The 20,895-nt window shown below is 65.4% G+C and carries 19 protein-coding genes; 8 read left to right on the forward strand and 11 right to left on the reverse strand.

Translation table 11 applies throughout. The features are described 5' to 3' along the window. Positions 1 to 237 precede the first annotated feature (237 nt). The 3 genes from fliP (at position 238) to FNJ47_RS15800 (ending at position 3,169) form a co-directional block, all read left to right on the forward strand. The gene (gene fliP, locus FNJ47_RS15790; protein WP_163154600.1) at positions 238 to 990 is read left to right on the forward strand and encodes a flagellar type III secretion system pore protein FliP; all 753 of its coding nucleotides are present in this window, start codon (positions 238 to 240) and stop codon (positions 988 to 990) included. Between the two features lie 85 nt (positions 991 to 1,075). After that, positions 1,076 to 1,963, forward strand: a complete 888-nt coding sequence (locus FNJ47_RS15795; protein ID WP_163154602.1) for a hypothetical protein — start codon at positions 1,076 to 1,078, stop codon at positions 1,961 to 1,963. A gap of 54 nt (positions 1,964 to 2,017) precedes the next feature. Further along, positions 2,018 to 3,169 carry an aminotransferase class V-fold PLP-dependent enzyme gene (locus FNJ47_RS15800; protein ID WP_163154604.1) on the forward strand — a complete coding sequence of 384 codons (1,152 nt, stop codon included), beginning with the start codon at positions 2,018 to 2,020 and terminating at the stop codon, positions 3,167 to 3,169. Here the strand turns inward: FNJ47_RS15800 and FNJ47_RS15805 are convergent. From FNJ47_RS15805 to FNJ47_RS15825, 5 genes are all read right to left on the reverse strand, one after another. After that, the gene (locus tag FNJ47_RS15805) at positions 3,166 to 4,407 is read right to left on the reverse strand and encodes a YbfB/YjiJ family MFS transporter (RefSeq protein ID WP_235999908.1); all 1,242 of its coding nucleotides are present in this window, start codon (positions 4,405 to 4,407) and stop codon (positions 3,166 to 3,168) included. The genes FNJ47_RS15800 and FNJ47_RS15805 overlap by 4 nt on opposite strands. A 121-nt stretch (positions 4,408 to 4,528) precedes the next feature. After that, positions 4,529 to 4,774 carry a tautomerase family protein gene (locus FNJ47_RS15810; protein WP_163154606.1) on the reverse strand — a complete coding sequence of 82 codons (246 nt, stop codon included), beginning with the start codon at positions 4,772 to 4,774 and terminating at the stop codon, positions 4,529 to 4,531. A gap of 22 nt (positions 4,775 to 4,796) precedes the next feature. Beyond that, on the reverse strand, positions 4,797 to 5,507 hold the full coding sequence (locus tag FNJ47_RS15815; protein ID WP_163154608.1) for an SDR family NAD(P)-dependent oxidoreductase: 711 nt from the start codon (positions 5,505 to 5,507) through the stop codon (positions 4,797 to 4,799). 222 nt (positions 5,508 to 5,729) lie between these two features. Further along, on the reverse strand, positions 5,730 to 6,674 hold the full coding sequence (locus FNJ47_RS15820; RefSeq protein WP_163154610.1) for a LysR family transcriptional regulator: 945 nt from the start codon (positions 6,672 to 6,674) through the stop codon (positions 5,730 to 5,732). Positions 6,675 to 6,712: 38 nt separating this feature from the next. Next, positions 6,713 to 6,952 carry a hypothetical protein gene (locus tag FNJ47_RS15825; RefSeq protein ID WP_163154612.1) on the reverse strand — a complete coding sequence of 80 codons (240 nt, stop codon included), beginning with the start codon at positions 6,950 to 6,952 and terminating at the stop codon, positions 6,713 to 6,715. Between the two features lie 271 nt (positions 6,953 to 7,223). Between FNJ47_RS15825 and FNJ47_RS15830 the strand changes: the two genes are divergently transcribed. Further along, positions 7,224 to 8,069 carry a glyoxalase superfamily protein gene (locus FNJ47_RS15830; RefSeq protein WP_163154614.1) on the forward strand — a complete coding sequence of 282 codons (846 nt, stop codon included), beginning with the start codon at positions 7,224 to 7,226 and terminating at the stop codon, positions 8,067 to 8,069. A gap of 12 nt (positions 8,070 to 8,081) precedes the next feature. Here the strand turns inward: FNJ47_RS15830 and FNJ47_RS15835 are convergent, their stop codons facing one another. Both FNJ47_RS15835 and FNJ47_RS15840 read right to left on the reverse strand, forming a co-directional pair. Beyond that, positions 8,082 to 11,885 (reverse strand): tetratricopeptide repeat protein, encoded by a 3,804-nt coding sequence (locus FNJ47_RS15835; protein WP_163154616.1) that lies wholly within the window; start codon positions 11,883 to 11,885, stop codon positions 8,082 to 8,084. Positions 11,886 to 12,152: 267 nt separating this feature from the next. Continuing rightward, positions 12,153 to 13,391 (reverse strand): glycosyltransferase family 87 protein, encoded by a 1,239-nt coding sequence (locus FNJ47_RS15840; protein ID WP_163154618.1) that lies wholly within the window; start codon positions 13,389 to 13,391, stop codon positions 12,153 to 12,155. 271 nt (positions 13,392 to 13,662) lie between these two features. Here FNJ47_RS15840 and FNJ47_RS15845 point away from each other — a divergent pair, with 271 nt between their 5' ends. Beyond that, positions 13,663 to 14,856 carry a glycosyltransferase family 87 protein gene (locus FNJ47_RS15845; protein ID WP_175068382.1) on the forward strand — a complete coding sequence of 398 codons (1,194 nt, stop codon included), beginning with the start codon at positions 13,663 to 13,665 and terminating at the stop codon, positions 14,854 to 14,856. Positions 14,857 to 14,901: 45 nt separating this feature from the next. On the opposite strand, the gene FNJ47_RS15850 is transcribed toward FNJ47_RS15845, so the two are convergent. From FNJ47_RS15850 to fliL, 4 genes are read right to left on the reverse strand one after another with little or no spacing between them, the layout of a single operon-like run. Next, on the reverse strand, positions 14,902 to 15,708 hold the full coding sequence (locus tag FNJ47_RS15850) for a MotE family protein (protein ID WP_163154622.1): 807 nt from the start codon (positions 15,706 to 15,708) through the stop codon (positions 14,902 to 14,904). After that, positions 15,705 to 16,178 carry a DUF6468 domain-containing protein gene (locus FNJ47_RS15855; RefSeq protein ID WP_163154623.1) on the reverse strand — a complete coding sequence of 158 codons (474 nt, stop codon included), beginning with the start codon at positions 16,176 to 16,178 and terminating at the stop codon, positions 15,705 to 15,707. The genes FNJ47_RS15850 and FNJ47_RS15855 overlap by 4 nt, the downstream gene beginning before the upstream one ends. Then, positions 16,175 to 17,377: a flagellar motor switch protein FliM gene (gene fliM / locus FNJ47_RS15860; protein WP_163154625.1), complete on the reverse strand. Its 1,203-nt coding sequence runs from the start codon at positions 17,375 to 17,377 to the stop codon at positions 16,175 to 16,177. The genes FNJ47_RS15855 and fliM overlap by 4 nt, the downstream gene beginning before the upstream one ends. A gap of 18 nt (positions 17,378 to 17,395) precedes the next feature. Continuing rightward, positions 17,396 to 17,884, reverse strand: coding sequence for a flagellar basal body-associated protein FliL (gene fliL, locus FNJ47_RS15865; protein ID WP_163154627.1), 489 nt, complete (start codon positions 17,882 to 17,884; stop codon positions 17,396 to 17,398). 381 nt (positions 17,885 to 18,265) lie between these two features. On the opposite strand from fliL, the gene flgF reads away from it, so the two are divergent. Genes flgF through flgA form a run of 3 tightly spaced genes read left to right on the forward strand, consistent with a single transcriptional unit; the run spans position 18,266 to position 20,893 of the window. After that, the gene (gene flgF / locus FNJ47_RS15870; RefSeq protein WP_163154629.1) at positions 18,266 to 19,030 is read left to right on the forward strand and encodes a flagellar basal-body rod protein FlgF; all 765 of its coding nucleotides are present in this window, start codon (positions 18,266 to 18,268) and stop codon (positions 19,028 to 19,030) included. Positions 19,031 to 19,046: 16 nt separating this feature from the next. Next, the gene (gene flgG / locus FNJ47_RS15875) at positions 19,047 to 19,835 is read left to right on the forward strand and encodes a flagellar basal-body rod protein FlgG (protein ID WP_050631042.1); all 789 of its coding nucleotides are present in this window, start codon (positions 19,047 to 19,049) and stop codon (positions 19,833 to 19,835) included. A 2-nt stretch (positions 19,836 to 19,837) separates the two neighbouring features. Further along, positions 19,838 to 20,893: a flagellar basal body P-ring formation chaperone FlgA gene (gene flgA, locus FNJ47_RS15880; protein WP_163154631.1), complete on the forward strand. Its 1,056-nt coding sequence runs from the start codon at positions 19,838 to 19,840 to the stop codon at positions 20,891 to 20,893. Positions 20,894 to 20,895 lie beyond the last annotated feature (2 nt).

The following is a 20,895-nucleotide window of genomic DNA, read 5'->3' on the forward strand; positions in this document are numbered from 1 at the left end:
CCCGGCGCCACAAAGCCCCGCCCCACTCCCCGGCGAGTGGCCCAACGGGCTGGGGGCGCCCCGCCCCCCCCGCCCGGGGGCGGGCGAGCCCGCCCCCCCGCGGGTTGCCCCCGGGGCCCCGCCGGTCCGCGCGCCGCGCAGCGAGCCGCCCGCCCCGCCCGCCGGCGGACAAAAGAGCGGCTTCGAGAATCTCGAGGACGAGATGGCCTCGCTGCTCGGCCGGCCGAAGAATCCTTCGTGAGGTTTCGGGCAGTCCCGCGTAGAGTTTTTTTCATCGCTGTCCTGATCGCCACCGGATCCCTCGCCGATCCGGCGATGGCGCAGGACATCAGCATCAATCTCGGCGGCGGCAATGGCGGCGTGACCGAGCGCGCGATCCAGCTGATCGCGCTGCTGACGGTGCTGTCGATTGCGCCGTCGATCCTGGTCATGATGACGTCGTTCACGCGCATCGTGGTCGTGCTGTCGCTGCTGCGCACCGCGCTCGGCACCGCGACCGCGCCGCCGAACTCGGTGATGATCGCGCTTGCGATGTTCCTCACCGCCTTCGTGATGGGACCGGTGCTGCAGAAATCCTATGACGACGGCATCAAGCCGCTGGTCGCCAACCAGATCGGTGTCGAGGAGGCATTGCAGCGTGCCTCGGTGCCGTTGCGCGGCTTCATGCAGAAGAACGTCCGCGAGAAGGATTTGAAGCTGTTCATGGACCTCTCGGGCGAGCCGCCGCCGGCGACGCCGGAGGAGATGTCGCTGCGCATCCTGGTGCCGGCCTTCATGATCTCCGAGTTGAAGCGCGCCTTCGAGATCGGATTCCTGCTGTTCCTGCCGTTCCTGATCATCGACCTCGTGGTTGCCTCGGTGCTGATGTCGATGGGCATGATGATGCTGCCGCCGGTGGTGGTCTCGCTGCCGTTCAAGCTGATCTTCTTCGTGCTGGTGGACGGCTGGGCGCTGGTCGCGGGCAGCCTGGTGCAGAGTTACGGGGGGTAGCCCCGCGAAACATTCATAGCCCGCTCGCTGGATCAGCCGCGCGGTTGCACTATCATGCGCAGCACCGCATCCAGGGAGCTGCGCCGTGCAGCAGCCATTCGACCGCGCCGCAGAAGACCTCGGCAACGCCATCCATCTCGAGCACGTCAATGTGCAGGTGCCTGACCAGCGCCTCGCCACGCTGTTCTATATCGCCGGCATCGGGCTGACCCGCGATCCCTATCTGATGGTCTCCGACAGCAACATGTGGGTGAATGCCGGCCGCAGCCAGTTTCATCTGCCGAGCGGCCGGCCGCAGGTGCTGCGCGGTCACACGGGTATCGTGATCGCCGGGCGGCAGGCCCTGCTCCAGCGCCTTGCCGCGGTCGCGCCCAAGCTCGAATGCACCGCGTTCAGCTATCGCGAGCACAACGATCACGTCGAGGCCATTTGCCCCTGGGGCAACCGCCTGCGTTGCTACGAGCCCGACGCCGAGCGGTTCGGGCGCATCGCGCTCGGTATGCCCTATGTCGAATTCGAAGTGCCGCCCGGCACCGCCGAAGCGATCAGCCGGTTCTATCCCGAAATCATGGGCATCCCCGCGAGCATTACGAATGACGACGGCACGGTGGCGCGCGCAAAAGTCGGCAAGGACCAGTATCTGCAATTCCGCGAGACCGATCAGCCGCAGGGCCAATTCGACGGCCATCACGTCCAGATCTACATCACGGATTTCTCGGGCCCCTACAGGCGGCTGCGCGAGCGCAATCTGGTCTCCCGCGAGGACAATCAGTACCAATACCGCTTCTGTGACATTGTCGATCCCGCCAACGGGCGGCATCTGTTCACCGTGGAACATGAGGTGCGCAGCGCCACCCATCCGATGTATCTGCGGCCGCTGGTCAACCGCAATCCGGCACAGACCAACCGCACCTTCGCCAATGGCTACGATCAGGCGCCATGGGCGATGGGCCCCGACCAGTATGACGGATGAGCCGCGCGCTCATCCTCACCGCGACGTCATCTGCAATCCCAGCCACGAGACGACATGCTTCCCTCCCAGCGCCATCTGTTCGAGATCCCACGCGAGGTCTGCTACCTGAATTCGGCGTCCTACAGCCCGCTGCCGCTCAAGACGCTCGACGCCGGCCGCGCGGCGGTCGGACGCAAGGGCCGGCCCTGGACGATCGACGCCGGCTTTGCCGGCCGCCAGCATGAGCGTGCCCGCAGCGCGGCAGCCCGTCTGATCAATGCCGATGCCAATGACGTCGCGCTGATCCCGGCGATCAGCTACGGCGTCGCCACGGTGGCAAAGACGCTGACCATTCCGCGTGGCACGCGCGTCGTCGTGCTGGAGAACGATCACTCCTCGCCGGTGCTGGAATGGCACGCCCGCGCCGAGGCGCAGGGTTTCGTCGTCGACACCGTACGCCAGCCCGCCGATGGCGACTGGACATCTGCCGTGCTTGCAACGATCGAGCGGCCGGGTGCGCCGCCGGTCGGCCTCGCCTCGATCTCTTCGGTACACTGGTCGGACGGCGGCTTGATCGACGTTGACAAAATACAGGCCGCGCTACGGCGGCAAGGCGCTGTCTTCGTCATCGACGCGACGCAAAGCGCCGGCGTCGTGCCGATGGATGTGACAAAGCTCGATCCGGACGCCGTGATCTTCCCGACCTACAAATGGTTGATCGGCCCCTACGGCCGGGCGTTTCTCTACGTTGCGAAACGCCACCAGAACGGCGTGCCGCTGGAGCAGACCTCCGCCGGCCGCCGCAACGTCAATTCCGAGAACCCGGTCTATTTCGGCGACCTCGCCTATGTCGACAGCGCGCAGCGTTACGACATGGGCGAGCGCGATCATTTCATCACCCTCGAAATGGCCTCGATCGGCATGGAGATGATAGCCGAATGGGGCGCCGCGGCCGTCAGTGCGCGGCTTGCGATGCTCAACCAGCGGATCGCCGACGGCGTCCATGACCTCAAGCTCAACATGCTTGCGCCGAACGTGCGCGCGCCGCATATCCTGAGCCTCGGCATGGCCGGCGGCATCCCGAAGGAGCTGATCGCGCAGCTCGCCGCCGAGAACATCCACGTCGCGCTGCGGCTCGGCCGGATGCGGATCTCTCCGCACGTCTTCAACGACGAGGCGGATGTCGACCGCCTCGTCGCTGTGCTGACCAAAGCGCTGCGCGGTTAGCTCGGCTTGCGTCCCAGAGCGACAACGCTGAACAGTTCAATCGTCAGTGCGATGGCCACGCCGGCCGCACCGATCACGAACAGCAGCGCATAATTGCCGCCGCTCTGCGCGAACAGATAGGACAGGCCATAGGCGCCCGCAGCCTGGAACAGCGCGAAGGTCGTGGTGGCCTGCGCCCAGGTGGAGCGCTGGCTCGCTGCCGAATGCGGGATCAGCTCGTGGATGCGGCCGATCACCAGTGGCACGATGCCGGGCGTGAAGCCGCCGACGATGAGGCTCGACACGATCAGCGCGGCGGGCGAGTTCGTCACGGCGGGCAGCGCGACAGCAACGGCCTCGATCGGGAACGCCGCACGCAGCGCCGCAGCGAAACCTGCGCGATCGGCAAGATGACCTGCGAGCAGCGGACCGACCACCGCGCCGATGCCGTACAGCACCCAGTAATGCGATCCCGCCGCAATCCCCTGCCCGAGTCCGCGGGCGACATAGTCGACAAGGAACACCATGTGCGGCACCAGCGCCAGCGCGTTGAGCCCGTACTCCAAGCACAACGCGATCACCAGCGGCGAGCGCACGCCATGCGACGCAACGTGGGGCTCGGCGGCACCATGTGTGGCAGGCACGTCCACCGGCCACGCCTTCCAGCTGATCAGGGTCAGCACTACCGACAGCACGCCGAGGCCGTACCAGGCCTGCTTGACGCCCTGCTGCAGCAACAGCGGCACCAGCGTGCCTGATGCGGCGACGCCCAATCCGACACCGGCAAAGATCACGCCGCCGATCAGGCCGCGCTTGCTTGGCGCGGTGTGCGGCAGGATCGCGGTCGCGGCCAGCACCATGATCACGCCACCGCTGATGCCGGCGAGAAAGCGGAAGCCGAAGAACCAGATGAAGGAGATCGGCACCGCGCAGGCAAAGCAGGTCACTGCGGCCAGCAGCATCATGCCGCGCAGCGCCCACACCGAGCCGATGCGCGCGCCGAGATCGCGGGCGATCAGCGCGCCGGCCAGATAGCCGGCAAGGTTGGCGGCTCCGAGATAGACAGCTTCCGCCGGCGTGAACCACTTCGCCGCGATCAGCGCCGGGATCAGCGGCGTGTAGGCAAAGCGCGCCAGCCCGAGCCCGACCAGCGAGGCACACAGCCCTGCGGTTGCGGATAGCCACAGCGGCCCAGCTGCGTCGCGATGCGGCTTGGCGTGATGGCGCCTGTCATGATCGACATTGGCTGACATGGACATCGCAGTAGGCCCTCCGGCCGTTCGTGAAAAATGATTAGTTGCGATCGCAGCAATCGCTCGCAGCGATCACCGTTCGCCCCTCCCGATCGGGAGAGGCGCGAGTTTAATTTGGCAGAAGCGGTCAGCGGGACGAGGTCGCAGCGGCAGCAAGCTTCTTCCGATATTCGAGCGCGGGCAGCCCGCCCCAGCCCCAATTGTCGGTGTCGACTTCCTCGATGATAACGAAGGTCGATTCCAGGGGCTTGCCGAGCACGTCGCGCAGCAATTCGCTGGCGCCCTTGATCAGCGCGGCCTTCTGCTCCCGTGTGGTGGACGACGCACCCGGCGCCGTCCCTTCGCGCGTGACCTGGATCGTGACGATAGGCATGATGCTCTCCGGATCACGCTCGTTAGTGACCGGCGCTCTGGCCGCCGTCGACGTGCAGGATCTCGCCCGTGACGAAGCCCGCACCTTCCAGGAACAGTACGGCGTCGACGATGTCCTTCATCTCGCCCATCCGCCCGACCGGATGCAGCTTGGCGAGGAAGTCATGGGTCTCCGGAGCGTGCATCGGCGTCTTGATCACGCCGGGCGCCACCGCGTTCACGCGGATGCCCCTGGCGGCATATTCAATCGCCAGCGACTTGGTCGCTGCGTTCAGGCCGCCCTTGGTGAGCGAGGCCAGCACCGAGGGGACGTTGCTGTTGGCATGGTCGATCAGGCTGGTCGTGATCTGCACGATGTGGCCTGAACCCTGCTTCACCATCTCCTTGGCGACGCGGCGGGTGATGTAGAAGAAGCCGTTGAGGTTGGTCGCCAGGATCGAGGCGTAGTCCTGATCGGTATGATCGGTGAACGGCTTGGCGATGAAGATGCCGGCGTTGTTGACCAGCGTGTCGATACGGCCGAAGCGCCCAAGCGCCTGCTTGACGATACGCTCCGCAACCTCGGGATCGCCGATGTCGCCCGCCACCGCCAGAACATCCGGGTCCGACGACGGCTTGATGCTGCGGGAGTTGGCGACGACGCGATAGTTGCGGTCGCGATAACCCTTGACGATGGCCTCGCCGAGGCCCTGCGATGCACCGGTGACGATTGCGACCTTCTGCTCTGCACCCATGATGTCTCTCCATCTGTTGCTGAAGCGACCCAGCGCCGCTTCGATGCAAAACAAATTAGATACATCCGCTTTTCGTGCGAATGCCCGCAATTCGGCAGACACTCTTCCGCGGCGCGAACGATTGAGCATGATCCGGAAGAGTGTGAAGCGGTTTTCCGGCGCGACAAACGCGAAGCGTTTGCGCAGAGTTCATGCGCTAGCAAAAACAGAAGCGCGATGAACTCATCGTCGCGCTTTTGCCCCGGCCTTGCTGGCCTCCCGGGAGAGCCGCTCGAAGTAACGTTTCAGCCGCGGCGTCGCGAAATCGACGAAGGCGCGCACCTTCGGCACGTCGAAGCGGCCCTGCGGCGCCAGGAGATGCACCGGCAATGGCGGGGGCTCGTCGCCCGCGAGCAGGATCTGCAGCCGCCCGTCGCGGATCTCCTCGGCGATGTGATACGAGAACAGCCGCGTGACGCCGTGCCCTTCGCTGGCGGAGGCGACCGCCGCCCGCACCGTGTTGACGACCAGCCGCGGCGCAAACTGCACCGCGCGCGCGACCTTCGACTTGGCGGCCGGCGGAAAGCTCCAGGAGTCGAGCCCGAAATGCGTCATCGCGATGATCTGGTGCTTTGCGAGATCGGCCGGCTCGCCGATCACGGGATGCTGCGCGAGATAGCCCGGCGATGCCGCGAGCACGCGGCGCACCTCGCCGAGCTTGATTGCGATGAAATTGGAATCGGCGAGATGGGCGATGCGCAGCGCGACGTCGATGCCCTCGTCGATCAGGTTGACGGTGCGGTCGAGCATCGCGAGCCGCACCGACACCGCCGGATGTTCCGTCATGAAGGCATCGAGCACCGGCCGCAGCACGTCCTCGCCGACCACGACAGGCGCCGTGATGGTCAGCGTACCGCGCGGCGCCGACCGCTCGCCGCCGGCCGAGATGTCTGCCTCCTCGAGCTCGCTGAGGATGCGCCGGCACGCCGACGCATAACGCTGGCCGGCATCGCTCAGCTTCAGTGACCGCGTGGTGCGATGAAGCAGCTCGGCGCCGACATGATGTTCAAGGAACGCGATCGCCCGGCTGACCGCCGCCGGCGAGCGTCGCAGTTTCCGCCCGGCACCGGCAAGGCTGCCCTCGTCGACCGCCGCGACGAAGACCTTCATGGCGTCGATGCGGTCCATCGCTCCCCCCGCTTCGCGGCAGCCGCTAACCCTGCGCGCTATGCTCCTTGCACGTCATACTGCTTGCTGAGGTGATCGCCGATCTGCACCAGCATCGCGACGCATTCGGGATAGCCGGGCCTTGCCACCGTGGCCTCGTTGGCGCTGGCGCGGAATTCCCAGCTGTCGCCGTCGCGCAGCACGGAGATGTCGATGCCGTCGGGGCAATCGGCATGCACCTTCAACTCGGCACGCGCCATTGCGATGAGTTCGGCTTCGGTCTTGATCGGCTTGCTCATGTGACGACGTCCTCCCGGCTGGCGGCTTCAGCCATGGTTGCCGATTTGGCAGCGGAATGTCGAGAGGACGAACGCGATCACGACCTCTTGCAATTGACAAATCGCACCTCTCCGGCGAACATTTGGCCGGGTCGATACCACCCGCCGCTTGCACCCCGCCCCGGGGACGGTGAATGTATCAAGCCAGTTTCAGGCTTCCTTTGCCCGTACGAACGGGTCAGCAACGCAAGCCCCTGACGGTTTTCCGTTCGTCGATGCAAAGGTTGACCCCATGCGCGACTTCCGTGATGCCAAGGCCATGGCGCAGACGCTGCGCGAAGTGCTCGGCGCCAAATCGATCCCCCTCACCCACAGCGACAGCCTGGAGCTGATCGCAAAATTGTTCGGCCAGCGTGACTGGAACACGCTGTCCGCCCGGATTCAGTTTGCCGGACCGCCGAGCGCGCCGGCCCAGGCTACGGACTTCACCGCAGAATCACCGCCGATCGCCGCGCGGCAGGAGATTGCCGTGGATTCGGCCGCGCTCGATCGTTGTGCCGGATTCTACCAGCTCAACGACCGCGCCGTGTTCACGGTGACGCCCGACGGACATCATCTGGTGATGCAACTCACCGGACAGCGATCGGTGCGATTCTATGCCGAGAGCGTGACCGAATTCTTCGCCAAGATCGTCGACGCGCAGGTCAGCTTCGTCGCCGGACCTGACGGACGAGCCACCTCGCTGATTCTGCATCAGAACGGCAGCGATATTCCAATGGCGCGTATCGACGCCGCGACGGCAAGCAAGATCGCCGATCAGACGGCGGAGCGCGTCAAGAACCAGTCGGCCAATCCGGGAACCGAGGCTGCACTTCACCGCCTGATCGATGGGATCGCCTCGGGGAATCCCAACTACAATGAGATGAGCCCGGCACTCGCGGCGGCGACACGCAAGCAGATGACGTGGCTTCAGGCCCTCGCGGACCTCGGCACGATCCAGTCGGTCCGCTTTCTCGGTGTCGGCGAGCAGGGCGAAGACGTCTACAGCGTCAGACAGGCGAACGGCGCGTCGCATTGGCGCATCGCACTTGACGACAAGGGGATCATTTCGACCGCATGGGTGTCGCCCGGGCCGTAAGTCCCTGCGTCTCTACTGAGCTGCGCTGGCGCGGCGCTCGCCCTTGATGACGGGCAGCGTGCTCACCGGCGCGGCCTTCGGTTTGTCAGGCAGCGATCCGGTCGCGACCGGGTCGGGCAGCGGCGCCCGCGCGGTGGCGTCGGGGAAGCGGGTCTTCATCTCGCGGATGAAGCCGTCGAGCGTGTCGACGCTGGCGGCCATCCGCGCGATCTGGGCGAATTCGGCGCTCGAGGTTGCAACCGGCTTGCTGGCCGAGTCGAACGCGAGCTTGTCGGCGTCGCCGGACATCAGCGGGGCATATTTTTCGCGGAACCGGGACAGCCCGATGGCGTCCTCGGCGAGTGCGTAACCGACCACGGCGCGGATGATGTCGGCCTTCTCGCCCGGATTGAGCGGCGTGAAGTCGCGCCAGCGGTCGCCGTAATAGAGCTCGATCTGCTCGGAGGCCTCGCGCCAATGCCGCGACGCCCAATAGATGTCCGAGCGCAGCCGGATCGCCTCGCGGCCCGTGATGTTGGAGATGATGTCGAGCGCGAGGTCGTGCCGGCCGACGTCGCTCTGCGCGCGCGCCTCGAGCAGCAAGCGCTGCTGGCGCAGTTCGCCGGAGAGGTCCGCGATCCGGGTCGAGCGCAGCGCGCCGATGGCGCGGTCGGGCTTGCGGTTCATCAGATAGACCATCGCAAGCCGCGCGGCGACCTGGGCGCGTGCCGCGCCTTCGAGCCGCTTGTCGACCTGATATTGCAGGAGGTCGGCGGCCTGATCGAGCAGATCGACACCGACCAAGCGGTCCGCGAGACGGCGGATCATCTCATCGCCGCGGCGGCCGATCGGCGTCAGCTCGCGATACTCGTAGAAGGTGCCGAGCGCGTCGATCGGCGCCATCTCGTCGCCCTTCGGGCCGAGATAGAGCTGCACGAACAGCGCCGAGGCGGCATCCTGGGCCTGGCGCGATTCCGGCGCGTTCGGCTGCAGCCGGGTCGCGGCACGCGTCACCGCGAAGGCATCGGCATAGCGTGCGGTCTCGGCGTAGATCTTCGACAACACGTAGAGCGTCTTCAGCTCGATATTGTCGCCGCGCCACATCATCGACAGCAGCTCGAGCTCCTTCAGCACGTCGTCGCGGCCGATCTCGCCGCGCTTCTGCTTGAGCAGCGTCTCGAGCAGCTTGCCTTCGGCGGCGGCCTGGCGGTCGGCCGAACTGATGGCGAAGCGGTAGGCGTCGAGCGCGTCCTTCTCCTGGCCGAGCGCTTCGGCGAGCCGGCCGCGCAGCACCGCAACCGCGGGCTTCAGCTCGTCGGGAACGCCGACCACGTCAAGATCGCTCTTGCGCCGTGCGGCGCCGGCATAGTCCTTGACCTCGAGCGAGGCCTTCATCGAATCGATGGTGACGATGCGCTGCAGGTCGGGCGGCAGCGTCGCGACCGCGAATTCGGCATTCTTGAACTTCTCGCGCGCCTCGGCCCATTTGCCCTCGCGGGCAAAGGCGAGGCCCTTCCACAATTGGGAATCGTAGCCGTTGCCGATCGCCGAATTGGCGAGATCCTTGAAGCCCTGCGCCGGATGCCCGATCAGGATGCTGGCGACCGCATGCACCATCACGACGGGCGCCGTCTCACTGCCGCGCTTGCTCTCGGAGAGGGTCAGGTTGGCGACGCCATGAGCTTCCTGGTACATAGCACGCGCCATGTAGAATTCGGCGAGATCGAGCCGCGCCTGCGGCAACTGCTCGGCATCGGCGGTCGAAGCCGCCGCCATCAGGCCGTCGAGCCGCTTGAGGAAATTCTCCGACTGGTTCTGGCGCCACTCGTCCGGGTCGAACAGCGGCTTCACCGCCGCGGTCGCGCGCTCGGCGGCGACGTCGGCCGACGACAGCGTCAGGCCGCCGGGCCGGCCCAGCATCACCTTGTCGGCACCGACCTCGGCCTTGACGTCATCCGCATTCGGATGAACCACGACGCCGTGGATCGATTCCAGCAATGAGAGCTCGACGAAATCCTGCCGCTTGATGATGCCGCGGGTCGGCGGCGGCGCGGTCACCACCCAGAGCGTATCGCCGGCGTCGGGATCGACCAGCTTGTGAAGCTGGCCGGGATTGGCGAGCGGCACGCTGACATTGGCGAGCGACGGCTCCGAGATGTTGCGCACCACGGTGAGCGGCAGCGGCGGCTTCTGCACCCGGTCGGCAAAGGTCAGCGTCCAGCTCACGCCGCGCGAGCGGTCGTCGCTCTCGAGCGACGGCATCTGCGGCCGGTTGAGGCGGAAGCGCACCGCCTGCCCCTTCTCCAGCGGGATCCGGCTGACATCGGAAATCAGCGCACCGCCCTTGGCACGGATCGGATCGACGTCGATCGGATCGGCGGTGTCGAACACCATCCACACCGTATCGGCGCGGCGGAACAGCGCCGCCGGCGTCGCGCCGGGGAATGAGAACGTCACACGCAGCCCGTCGCTGTCGCGCTGGGCTTCGACCGCGGGTTTGCCGCGGGCCTCGGCGGACGGCGATGGCGCAGCGTTGGGCTTCGGCGTCTCCATCGCAGCCGCGGCTGCGGCAGCGGGCATTGGCTTCGGCGCTTCGCTCGCGGGCGTCTTACCCGGTTCCGGCTCAGAGCCGGCGCTGCCGTCGTGCGGCACAGCGGCGCGCTCGACGTCGGCCGCCGGTGCAGCTGCGATCTTCGGCAGCTCCGAATTGGGCAGCTCTGACCTTGGCTGCTCGGTTTTCGCTGACGCGATCGCCGGCTGTTCACTGCCGCCCTGCTCGGATTTGACCGCTTCGGATTGCGGCTGCGGCAGGTCGGACTTGAGCGGCTCGGGCTTGGCCGATTCCGCTTTGGCCTGCTCGGGCTTGATCTCGATCCTGGCCTGCTGCGCGATGCTTTCCGAGGTCACCGGCGCAATCGCCGCCGCGCCCTTCGGTTTGCCGCGTGGCGTCGGCAACAGCGAGCTGAGCGAGGGCTTCGCCGCCTGCTGCTGCTCGTTCTGCTGGAATGCGACATCGACGATATAGTTCTTCTCGTCGCGGAACGAATGCACATCGACGTCGCCGATCAGCGTCACGTCGACCGCCGAGGTGTCCGTATCGGAGCGCGAGCTGATCGATGCGACGTTCGGCGGCGCGGCGACCTTGGCGTCGGCTAGATCGAAGATCAGGACCGAGTTGAAGGACAGCGACAGCTTCTGCTCATTCAGCACCGAGGACACGCTGACCCCGTCGGGAACCTCGAACACGAAACGGACGAAAGTGGGCTGCACCAGCGCGCGGACGCGGATCGGCGGCTTCTTCTTGGCGGCGTCGGCCGCGCGCTGGATGCGCAGCAGACGCTCGGCGGCGCGGGCGCGCTCCGCAAGCTCGCGGATTACCTCCTGCGGCAGCGACGGCGGCGGGCCGGTCCAGCCGTCGGGCAGGAAGTCGACGAAGATGCGCTCGCCGGCGGTCATGGTGTTGACGGTGACGCGGCGTGCCAGCGACAGGCGGATCGCCGACCCGTCCGGATCGCGGCGGGCGGCGCCGACATAATCGGGCACCGCATCCTGCAGTTTCTCGACGGGGATGTCGACCGGACGCTTGAAGCGGATCACGATAATCGAGCCGGCGGTCGTCACCTCCGACTCGACATCCTCCTTCAGCCTGAGCACCAGCCGGGCATAGCCGTTGGCGGCCGAGAATGCCGCCTCACCCGGCACCGGGTCTTCGGCCCGCGCCGCGGTCGAATAGGTCAAGTTTGTCAAAGCAAGGCCGGTGGCGAGCAGGCACAGACGCGCAGTCCGCGCCCAGGCGCGGCCTAGCGACCATGTTCCAGCGGCAGCTGTTTGCGCCATCTCGAAGCGTCTTCTCGGGACCCCAGCCATACCAGCGCGAAGCGCCCTCGCCCACGCGTCCCGATCTTGGATCGGGCGGCGTTAAGGAGCTGTTAACGCAAACCCAAAGCCCTTGATTTCATTCGAGCGATGTCGTGTGCGGCGGTCCACATGCGCCCTGAGTTCGGGGTCTGATCGCCGCGCATTGGGCCTGATTTATCGCGGCGGATACCCGCACCGGATCAGGGCCCAGAACTGGACGCCCCCCCCCCGCGGCATTAGGGAGGTTCAAGTGAGCGTGCTCCGAGCCCGGACCGCCGAGCCGCCCGGCTCGCCATGCGCCGCTCGCCGCGTCTGTGTGTTCTCCCGGACCAGCAACCAGCAGAACAGGATGATGACCGGAGCACCAAAGGGCAGCGGCTGCACGGCGGACAGTTGGTAGAGAACCGGCAAATAGAAGACCATCGGCGCGAGAAACGTCACGCCAAGCACCATTTTCGACCAGGCCGGAAAGCCGACCTTCAACCACTCGCGCAGCATCCAGGCCAGCGGCAACGCCAGAATGAGCATGTCGTAGAACAGCGAGAACGGCGTGACCAGGAGGCAGGCGAGCACGATGATCGAGCGTTCGGCGGCGGCGCTGATCTTCTGACGCAACATCCAGATCAGCACACACACCATGCCAAGCGCCGCGAGGCCGTGAATGACATAGGCCGTGCCGGCGCCGGCGCCGAGCATGCGCGCCGCCGCGAACACGCTCTGCAGCAACGAAAACCCGACCTCGCCGTTCTCCAGCGCCTGGCCGGCCGAGTGCGAGACGTCGAGGAACTTGAGCCAAGTATCGAGGCCGAACAGCAGCCCGGACAACACCACGAGCGAAGTCGACGAAATGCCTGCCCAGATCAGCGTGCGCCAGCGACCTGTGACGATCAGGGCGATCGGCACGGCCAGCGCCAAATGCGGCTTGATCACCATCAGCCCGAGGATCACGCCCGCGAGCCTTGGCCTCCGGTTCATGATGCCGAGACCGCAGCCAAGGATCGAAACCGTCAGAAAGGCGTTCTGCCCGGCCACAGCATTCAGATAGACCGGCGCATAGGCCAGGATCGCAACCAGGGCCCATGGCGTTCGCAGGATACGCCAGATCACCACCGCGAACGACGACGCCGTCACACCGATGAATACGAAGAACGAGACGAAATACGGCGCGAGCGCGAGCGGCAGGCACAGGATCAGCATCGGCGGCGGATAGAAGAACGCCTCGTAGCCATCTCGCAGGTAGGGACGCTCCGCGAGCAGATGCAATTCGGGCACATAGACCTCGGCGGCATGCCCGGCGAGAATCTGAAGCGAGGCGGCCCAGAACGTCAGGAAGTCCGAGCCGAGCAGAAAATCTTTCGCGCCATAGCCGCCGGCGCGATAGAAAAGCAAAAGCGACCTCGCTTGGGTCAGGACCAGCACAAGTGCGATGCCACTTGCGTACAACCGGGCGCGCTGCGCGGTCAGCCAGGGCATGTCCTTCAGCATCGGCAATTTCCTAAAGCAACAGCTTGAGACATGGCGTCTCGAATTCCACGACAAATCGGTCGCAGCTTGACGCTATCATAACTCCGGTGTTCCGTGGCGGTCGTGTCCCTCGGACAGAGCGCAAGGACCTCCGCACCTTTCGTTGGGGATACGGTGCCGGAAGCCGGCGGCATCGGCGGACCACTCGCCTGCAGCACCGCGAGTGTGCTATAGACCGGCCTATATTGCGAAATTTTCTATAGCTTCTGGCTGTTTCATGAATGGAATTGGAATGACGCACGAGCGCAGCGGATATGACCGTGCGCTGGCCATTGCCTGCCTCATCGTGTTGAGCTTCCCGCTGCTCCTGGTCTTGCCGAAAGTCGTTGACGGCAGCTTCATGCTCGGGCTCGACTTCTCATGTTTTTGGAGCGCGGGGACGATGGCCCTCGATGACCACGCCGCCGCCGCCTACGATTGGCAGCAGCTGCGGCAACTGATCCTTCGGATTCAACCGGGTCTGAACCAGGCGCCGTTCCCGGTTTACGAAGTACCGATACCGTTCTTCTATCCGCCGGTGTTCTTCTTTCTTGCGGCGCCGCTCGCGCTGCTGCCGTTTCCGACCGCGTTCTGGATCTGGAGCGCGGCAAAGCTGCTGTGCTGGGCGCTCGTTGTTTGGGCCATCCGGCCGCGCTCCATCGCGCTGCTGCTGGCATTTGCGATGCCGCCCGTCTTGTATGACTTCTTTGTCGGCCAGTGCTCGCTGCTCGCGGCATCGCTGCTCGGCGGCATCCTGCTGACGCTGGACAGGCGCCCGATCGTCAGCGGCTTGCTGATCGCGTTGCTGATCTTCAAGCCGCAGTTTGGCTTCCTTCTTCCGTTCGTCCTGATCGCCACTGGACGCTGGCGCGTCGTCATCACGGCCAGTTTGGCGATACTGGTCCTCATGCTCCTCACCGGACTGACCTTCGGCTGGGACACCCTTGAGGGATTCCGTGCGGCGGCAATCTTCGCGACGACCCAGTTCCACTTCACCGGCACGCTGGCCTGGTACAAACTGCAAAGCATCTACGGCGTGCTTCGGTTTGCCGGCCTTGGTTACGGATCGGCGATGGCAGTGCACATCGCCGTCGCTGCCGCGGTCGCGATCTGGGCGATGATGATATGGCGCCGCAATGTCAGTTTCGCCGTCAAGGCCGCGAGCCTGCTCGCCGGAACGCTGCTCGTCTCTCCCTACTTCGCGATCCACGACATGGCGACACTGGCGCTTGCGCTCGTCTTTCTCATGAGCGCGCCCCCGTCCGAACAGGGCTCTCTTCTCTCAAATCGCTCCGCAATCCGGATCGGATACAGCGTGCTTGTCGTGTTGGGGTTTGCCTACATCGCACTCATACCCGTCGGTCCGTTGATGTGCGCGACCGTGATCGCGATGATCTGGATGAGATGCCGGCAACCCGACGTCAAATCGGATCTGGCTTACGGTTGAGCAGAGCATCGTCAGCCAATTGACGGGTTGCCCGATCAGAGCCGGTCAATTCGTCTTCGGGGCGAGCATCTTGCCTTCGATCTTGGGGAGATCGTCGGTCGACGCCGACTTGTCGCCACCGGCGCGGCGGGCAAGCTCGACCGTCAGCCGTTCGGCGGCCTCGGGCTGCATCAGGCCGAGGATGTCGGACATCTTGCGCGGCTGGATCTGCGATGCGATCTGGTAGAGCACGCCCATTTCTAGGCGATCGAACACCTTGGCGGCGTCCTTCGGCTTCATGTTCTCGTACATGGTGACGATGCCCTTGAAGCGCGCGGCCTCGGCTTCCGTCTTTGCCGCCGCGTCGGCATTCGCCTTGGCATCATTGGCCTTGGCTTCCTCGACCTTGGCCTCGATGCGCTTCTCGGCCGCCTTCAACAGGCCTTCGCGGATATCGACCTCGCGCGCGCGCGTCTCGAGCTCCTGGCGGCGCGCCTGCAGCCGTTCCAGGATCGCGCGCTCGGATGCCGACACTTGCGGCGGCGCATCGAGATTGATCGGCACACCGTCGGGCTTGGGCGGCTCCGCGGCCGGTGCAGCCGGCTTCGGCGGCTCGTCCTTCTTTGCGTCCTTGCCCTCGACCGATCCCGTGATGTCGCCGGGATCGGCCTTGATCCTGCTGGTGACGACCGCCGTCCTGCCGGCGCCGGGGAAGTTGAAATTCTGCTGCGCCCAAGACGGGCCGGCCGGCGGCGCATCGTCGGCAAACACGTATCCGCCATCGAGCACCAGGCCCGCGATCTTCAGCACCATCAGGCCGAAGATCGCGACCAGCACCACGGGCATCACTCTGATGTCACGAAGCAACTTCATGCAGCGAGGCCGCCGGCCCTCCTGCGCTCGGTGAAGGCTTCAGCCGCCGCGGCAACCGCGCGCGCGGCCGAAACCCTGGGCGCCGGCGCCACCGGTGCGGCGGGCGCAGCTGCTTGTACCGGTGCATGCGTGGGCTCCGGCGGCCGCGCCGCCAGCGCGATCTTGGACAGCCGGCGCACCACGCCATCGCCTTCCGCCAGCTGGTTCTTCAACTGCGCCGACATCTGCGTCGCCGCATCGAGCTGGTTGCCGAGGTTCTCGTTGACGTCGCGCACCGCATGCTTCAACCCGCCGATCGCGCGCTCGGCGATCTCGGTCGCGGTGATCAATTCGGCGATCGTCGCCTTCAGCGAATGCTCGTCGGCCTTGAGCCGCTGCAGGCGCTTGTTGAGCAGCCAGCAATAGCCGATCGTCAGCATCAGCAGCACGGCCACCAGACTCTCGATTATCAGTCCAAGCACATGACTCATGGTGCCTCCATCATCTTGGTCCGCTCATCCGCCTTCTCGAACATCGCGAAGGTGGTTTGGGGTTTACGCAAATTCTTGGTGACGCGGATCGCGACACGGTCGCCGACGCGGCCCATGCGGCCTTCCGTCAGGGTGACGTTGCCGCAGCGAACCGAGACCAGCGCATCGGAACGGATATCCAGCGGCAGCGTGTCGCCGACCTTGAGCTTCATCAGCTCCTTCAGCGGGATATCGGCTTCGTACAGCACCGCGTCGACCGAAATCTCGGCCTGCGCCACTTCGGTGGCGAAATGGCCTTCCCAGATCGGGTCGCGGCCGAACTTTTCGCCCATGAACATCTGCAACAGCACGTTGCGGATCGGTTCGATGGTGGCGTAGGGCAGCAGCAATTCGACGTTGCCGCCGCGGTCTTCCATGTCGATGCGCAGGCGCACCAGGATCGCGGCGTTGGCCGGACGGCTGATCGCGGCGAAGCGCGGATTGGTCTCGAGCCGGTCGATCGAGAACGTCACCGGCGACAGCGGCCGGAACGCCTGCTCGGCATCCGACAGCACCACCTCGACCAGGCGCTTCACGAGGTTGGTCTCGATCGTGGTGTAGGGCCGGCCTTCGATGCGCAGCTGGGTCTGGCCGCGGCGGCCGCCGAGCAGCACGTCGATCATCGAATAGATCAAGCTGGAGTCGACGGTGGCGAGACCGAAATTCTCCCATTCCTCCGCCTTGAACACCGAGAGCACCGCCGGCAGCGGGATCGAGTTCATGTAGTCGCCGAAACGCACCGAGGTGATGCGGTCGAGCGAGACTTCGACGTTATCGGAGGTGAAATTGCGCAGACTGGTCGTCATCAACCGCACCAGGCGGTCGAACACGATTTCGAGCATCGGCAGACGCTCGTAGGACACCATCGCGGAATCGATGATGGCGCGGATGCCGGAATGGTCGTCGAGGCTGACGTCGCCGACCGTGAAGCCGAGGAGATTGTCGATCTCCTCCTGCGACAGCACGCGCTCGCCATTGGTGGTCTTGCTGCCGAAGTCGCGGCTGCCGTCCTCGACCATGGCGGCCCATTGCAGCGCCATGTTCTCGGTGAGCTCGTTCTTGGCTGCTTCCGCCGCGGCCGCCGCGGGATCCTCGGAATCGAGCGAGGCTTCCCATTGGGCCGCAATGGCGTCCTGGTCCATCTGGTCGTTGCCGGCCATGGCTTTACATCCACCCCGTCACTGGATCACGACTTCCTTGAACAGCACCGCGTTGACCTGGTTCGGCGCCAGCGCGAGGTTGACGCGCTTGGTCAGCTCCTCCTTGAGGCGGAACAGGCCGGCCGAGCCGTTGAGATCGCTCGGGCGCAGCTCGCGCATATAGGTCTGGAACAGGTCGGTGACGCGCGGCAGCGCCGGCTTGATCGCCTCGACCTGCTTCTCTTCCTTGACCTCGAGCACGAGCTTGAGCTTGAGATATTGGACGCGCTCGCCGGGCGCGCCGACCAGATTGACCAGCATGTCGGGCACGTCGACGAAGCTCGGCGGCTTCGGTGGCGGCGCTTCGGCGTGCTGCTCCTCGCCATGGCCCCGCATGAAGAAGAACCAGCCGCCCGCGCCTGCGCCGAGCACGACGAGGAAGCCGACGACGGCAATGATCAGCTTGAGCTTGCCCTTCTTCGGAGCGGCCGCGCCTTCGCCGCCTTCCGTCTTTTCCTCGTCCGCCATCGTCCGCCCGCTTCAACCCTGAAGGATGCGAACGCGATTGCCCCAGCTTTGGCTTGAAGACGCGATACAAAGGCCGCCGGCGCACACGCGCCCCAATGCCGTCAACGCTAGGGTAATAATGGTTAACGGAACCTTAGGATTTACCTTCAACTAGGAAAAAACTGCCGGGCAAACATGGTCAACAAGACCTTTCTGCCGCCCTGCCCGGCACCCGGTCAAACACCTAAGCCATTCGAATATCTTACCATTTCAAGTTGGCACGGCTTTCGCTGAGAGGACGGCGTAACAGGCGGGTTTGGGAGAACCCAATGGTTACCGACGGTCCGGCGTGAAGGTTTGGGAGAACCTGCATTCGGATCACCTCACAGGGGAGAGCCACCGATGCAGAATACGCTTCTGGTCGGACTATCGAAGCAGATGGTGCTGGAACGGCAGATGGATGTCGTGTCCAACAACATCGCGAACATGAACACCAACGGCTACAAGGCCGACCGGTCGCTGTTCCAGGAATATCTGTCCTCGAACGCGCATGAGGACAATTTCGCCGGCGGCGACCGCCGCGTGTCCTTCGTGCAGGACCGCGCCACCTTCCACGACTTCTCGCAGGGCCCGACCGAAGAGACCAAGAACCCGCTCGACGTCGCGATCGACGGCAACGCCTTCCTGGTGGTGCAGACGCCGGGTGGCGAGCGCTACACCCGCGAAGGCAATCTGCAGATCAATAATCGCGGCCAGTTGGTCACCGCCTCCGGCTACCAGGTGCTCGGCACCTCCGGCCCGATCACGTTCCAGCAGACCGATCACGACGTCAACATCGCCCCCGACGGCAACGTTTCCGTGCTCGAGGGCACGTCCCGCCTCGATTCGATCCGCGGCAAGCTCCGCCTGGTCTCGTTCGCGCAGGCTCAGCGCCTGCTCAAGGAAGGCTCCAATCTCTACGCGCCGGGCGAAGGCACACAGCCGCTGCCGGACACCAAGGCCCAGATCCGCCAGGGCTTCATCGAGAAGTCGAACGTCAATTCCGTCGTCGAGATGAGCCGCATGATCGAGATCACGCGGACCTACACCCAAATCGCCTCGCTGCTCCAGCAGCAGAGTGACCTGCACAAATCGGCGATCGAGAAGCTCGCCGACGTGCCGAACTGATCCGGGGGACTGACCGATGCGCGCACTTTATACAGCTGCGACCGGAATGGCGGCACAGGAACTCTCCGTTCAGGTGATCTCCAACAACATCGCGAACCTGCGCACCACCGGCTACAAGAAGCAGCGCGCCGCGTTCCAGGACCTGATCTACGACCACGTGCGCCGGGTCGGCGCGCAGGCCTCCGACCAGAACACCATCATGCCGATGGGCATCGACCTCGGCGGCGGCGTCAAGACCGTCGGCACCCCGCGCATGATGACCCAGGGCACCCTGTCGCCGACCGGCAACGACCTCGACATCGCGATCCGCGGCGAAGGCTTCTTCAAGATCCTAATGCCCGACGGCACCTTCACCTACACCCGCGACGGCTCGTTCCAGATGGACAACCAGGGCCGCATCGTCAACGCGCAGGGCAATCTGGTGCAGCCGACGATCACGATCCCGCAGAACGCGTCCGGCCTCACCATCAATGCGCAGGGTCAGGTCTCGGTGACGCTGCCGGGCCAGACCGCATCGACCAACATCGGCACGATCGGCCTGACCCGCTTCATCAACAAGGCCGGGCTGATGCCGATCGGCGACAATTTGTTCCAGGAAACGCCGGCCTCCGGCCAGCCGCAGGACGGCACCGCCAACACCGACGGCTATGGCGACATGCAGCAGAGCAACCTCGAACAGGCCAACGTCGAGGTGGTCTCGGAAATCTCCGACCTGATCGCAGCGCAGCGCGCCTACGAGATGAACTCGAAGGTGGTCTCCGCGGCCGACCAGATGATGCAGTCGACCTCCAACCTGTTCCGCTGAGGATGATCTCGATGATCGCCCGCTCACTCCTGATCGCAGCCGCGCTCCTCGCGGTGACCGTGGCGCCGGCTGCCGCGCAAAGCCGCAGCGAAGCCATCGCGGTGCCGACGCTGCGCGCCAGCATCACGGTCGCGGACGACATCGTGCGGGTCGGCGACCTCATCGACAATGCCGGCAACGCCGGCAGCATCGCGATCTACCGCGCGCCCGACCTCGGCACCACTGGCACGCTGCCGGTCGCGCAGGTTCTGAACGTCCTGCGCGGTCACCAGGTGATCGGCGTCGACACCCGCGAGCTGAAGGAGATCACCGTCACGCGGCTCGCGCGCACCATCGACGGCAAGGAGATCGAGCAGCAGGTGTCGCGCGCGCTGGAGGGCCGCCACGGGCTCGGCCGGGCCGGCAACATCGCGCTGACCTTCGACCGCGATCCCGGCGATATCCGCCTCGAGGCCACCAACACCGGCACGATGCAGCCGATCGCGGTGCGCTACGACGCGCGCTCGACGCGCTTCGACGTGACCTTCGAGATCGGCAACGACGCCGGCACCGCTCCTTACAAGATGCGCCTCACCGGCACGGCGATCGAGACCATCGAGGCCGCCGTGCTGACGCGCAATGTCGAGCGCGGCGACGTGCTGAAGGCCTCCGACGTGATGATCGAGCGCCGCCCGAAGGCCGAAATCGGCAACGACGCGGCGGTGCGCGACAGCACCATCGGCATGCAGGTGCGCCGCCAGCTCCGCGCCGGCCAGGCGCTGCGCACAGCCGACATGGCGAAACCCGATCTCGTCACCCGCGACCAGAACGTCACGCTGATCTACCGCACCGCCGGCATCTATCTCACCATCCGCGGCAAAGCGATGGATGGCGGCGCCGAGGGTGACGTCGTCAGTGTGATGAATTTGCAGTCCAAGCGTGCCGTCTCCGGCGTCGTCACCGGCCGCGGCGAGGTCTCGATCACGGTCGCCACCCCGCAAGCAGGACCCGAAGCCGACGCCACCTCTTCAAATTCCGCTCCCGTCAAGCTGAGTTCAGTCGCACCAAACGCCGAGTAAAG

It is taken from the genome of Bradyrhizobium uaiense, from assembly GCF_010811875.1.
GTDB lineage: Bacteria > Pseudomonadota > Alphaproteobacteria > Rhizobiales > Xanthobacteraceae > Bradyrhizobium > Bradyrhizobium uaiense.

Coding starts and splice junctions, on each gene's coding strand:
- FNJ47_RS15820 (WP_163154610.1), bottom strand. CDS start 6,674: ATGGACCGCATCGACGCCATGAAGGTCTTCGTCGCGGCGGTCGACGAG.
- FNJ47_RS15815 (WP_163154608.1), bottom strand. CDS start 5,507: ATGGGTGCAGAGCAGAAGGTCGCAATCGTCACCGGTGCATCGCAGGGC.
- FNJ47_RS15840 (WP_163154618.1), bottom strand. CDS start 13,391: ATGCTGAAGGACATGCCCTGGCTGACCGCGCAGCGCGCCCGGTTGTAC.
- FNJ47_RS15825 (WP_163154612.1), bottom strand. CDS start 6,952: ATGAGCAAGCCGATCAAGACCGAAGCCGAACTCATCGCAATGGCGCGT.
- fliL (WP_163154627.1), bottom strand. CDS start 17,884: ATGGCGGACGAGGAAAAGACGGAAGGCGGCGAAGGCGCGGCCGCTCCG.
- flgF (WP_163154629.1), top strand. CDS start 18,266: ATGCAGAATACGCTTCTGGTCGGACTATCGAAGCAGATGGTGCTGGAA.
- fliM (WP_163154625.1), bottom strand. CDS start 17,377: ATGGCCGGCAACGACCAGATGGACCAGGACGCCATTGCGGCCCAATGG.
- FNJ47_RS15835 (WP_163154616.1), bottom strand. CDS start 11,885: ATGGCGCAAACAGCTGCCGCTGGAACATGGTCGCTAGGCCGCGCCTGG.
- FNJ47_RS15855 (WP_163154623.1), bottom strand. CDS start 16,178: ATGAGTCATGTGCTTGGACTGATAATCGAGAGTCTGGTGGCCGTGCTG.
- FNJ47_RS15830 (WP_163154614.1), top strand. CDS start 7,224: ATGCGCGACTTCCGTGATGCCAAGGCCATGGCGCAGACGCTGCGCGAA.
- flgA (WP_163154631.1), top strand. CDS start 19,838: ATGATCTCGATGATCGCCCGCTCACTCCTGATCGCAGCCGCGCTCCTC.
- FNJ47_RS15845 (WP_175068382.1), top strand. CDS start 13,663: ATGACGCACGAGCGCAGCGGATATGACCGTGCGCTGGCCATTGCCTGC.
- flgG (WP_050631042.1), top strand. CDS start 19,047: ATGCGCGCACTTTATACAGCTGCGACCGGAATGGCGGCACAGGAACTC.
- FNJ47_RS15805 (WP_235999908.1), bottom strand. CDS start 4,407: ATGTCCATGTCAGCCAATGTCGATCATGACAGGCGCCATCACGCCAAG.
- FNJ47_RS15810 (WP_163154606.1), bottom strand. CDS start 4,774: ATGCCTATCGTCACGATCCAGGTCACGCGCGAAGGGACGGCGCCGGGT.
- FNJ47_RS15800 (WP_163154604.1), top strand. CDS start 2,018: ATGCTTCCCTCCCAGCGCCATCTGTTCGAGATCCCACGCGAGGTCTGC.
- FNJ47_RS15850 (WP_163154622.1), bottom strand. CDS start 15,708: ATGAAGTTGCTTCGTGACATCAGAGTGATGCCCGTGGTGCTGGTCGCG.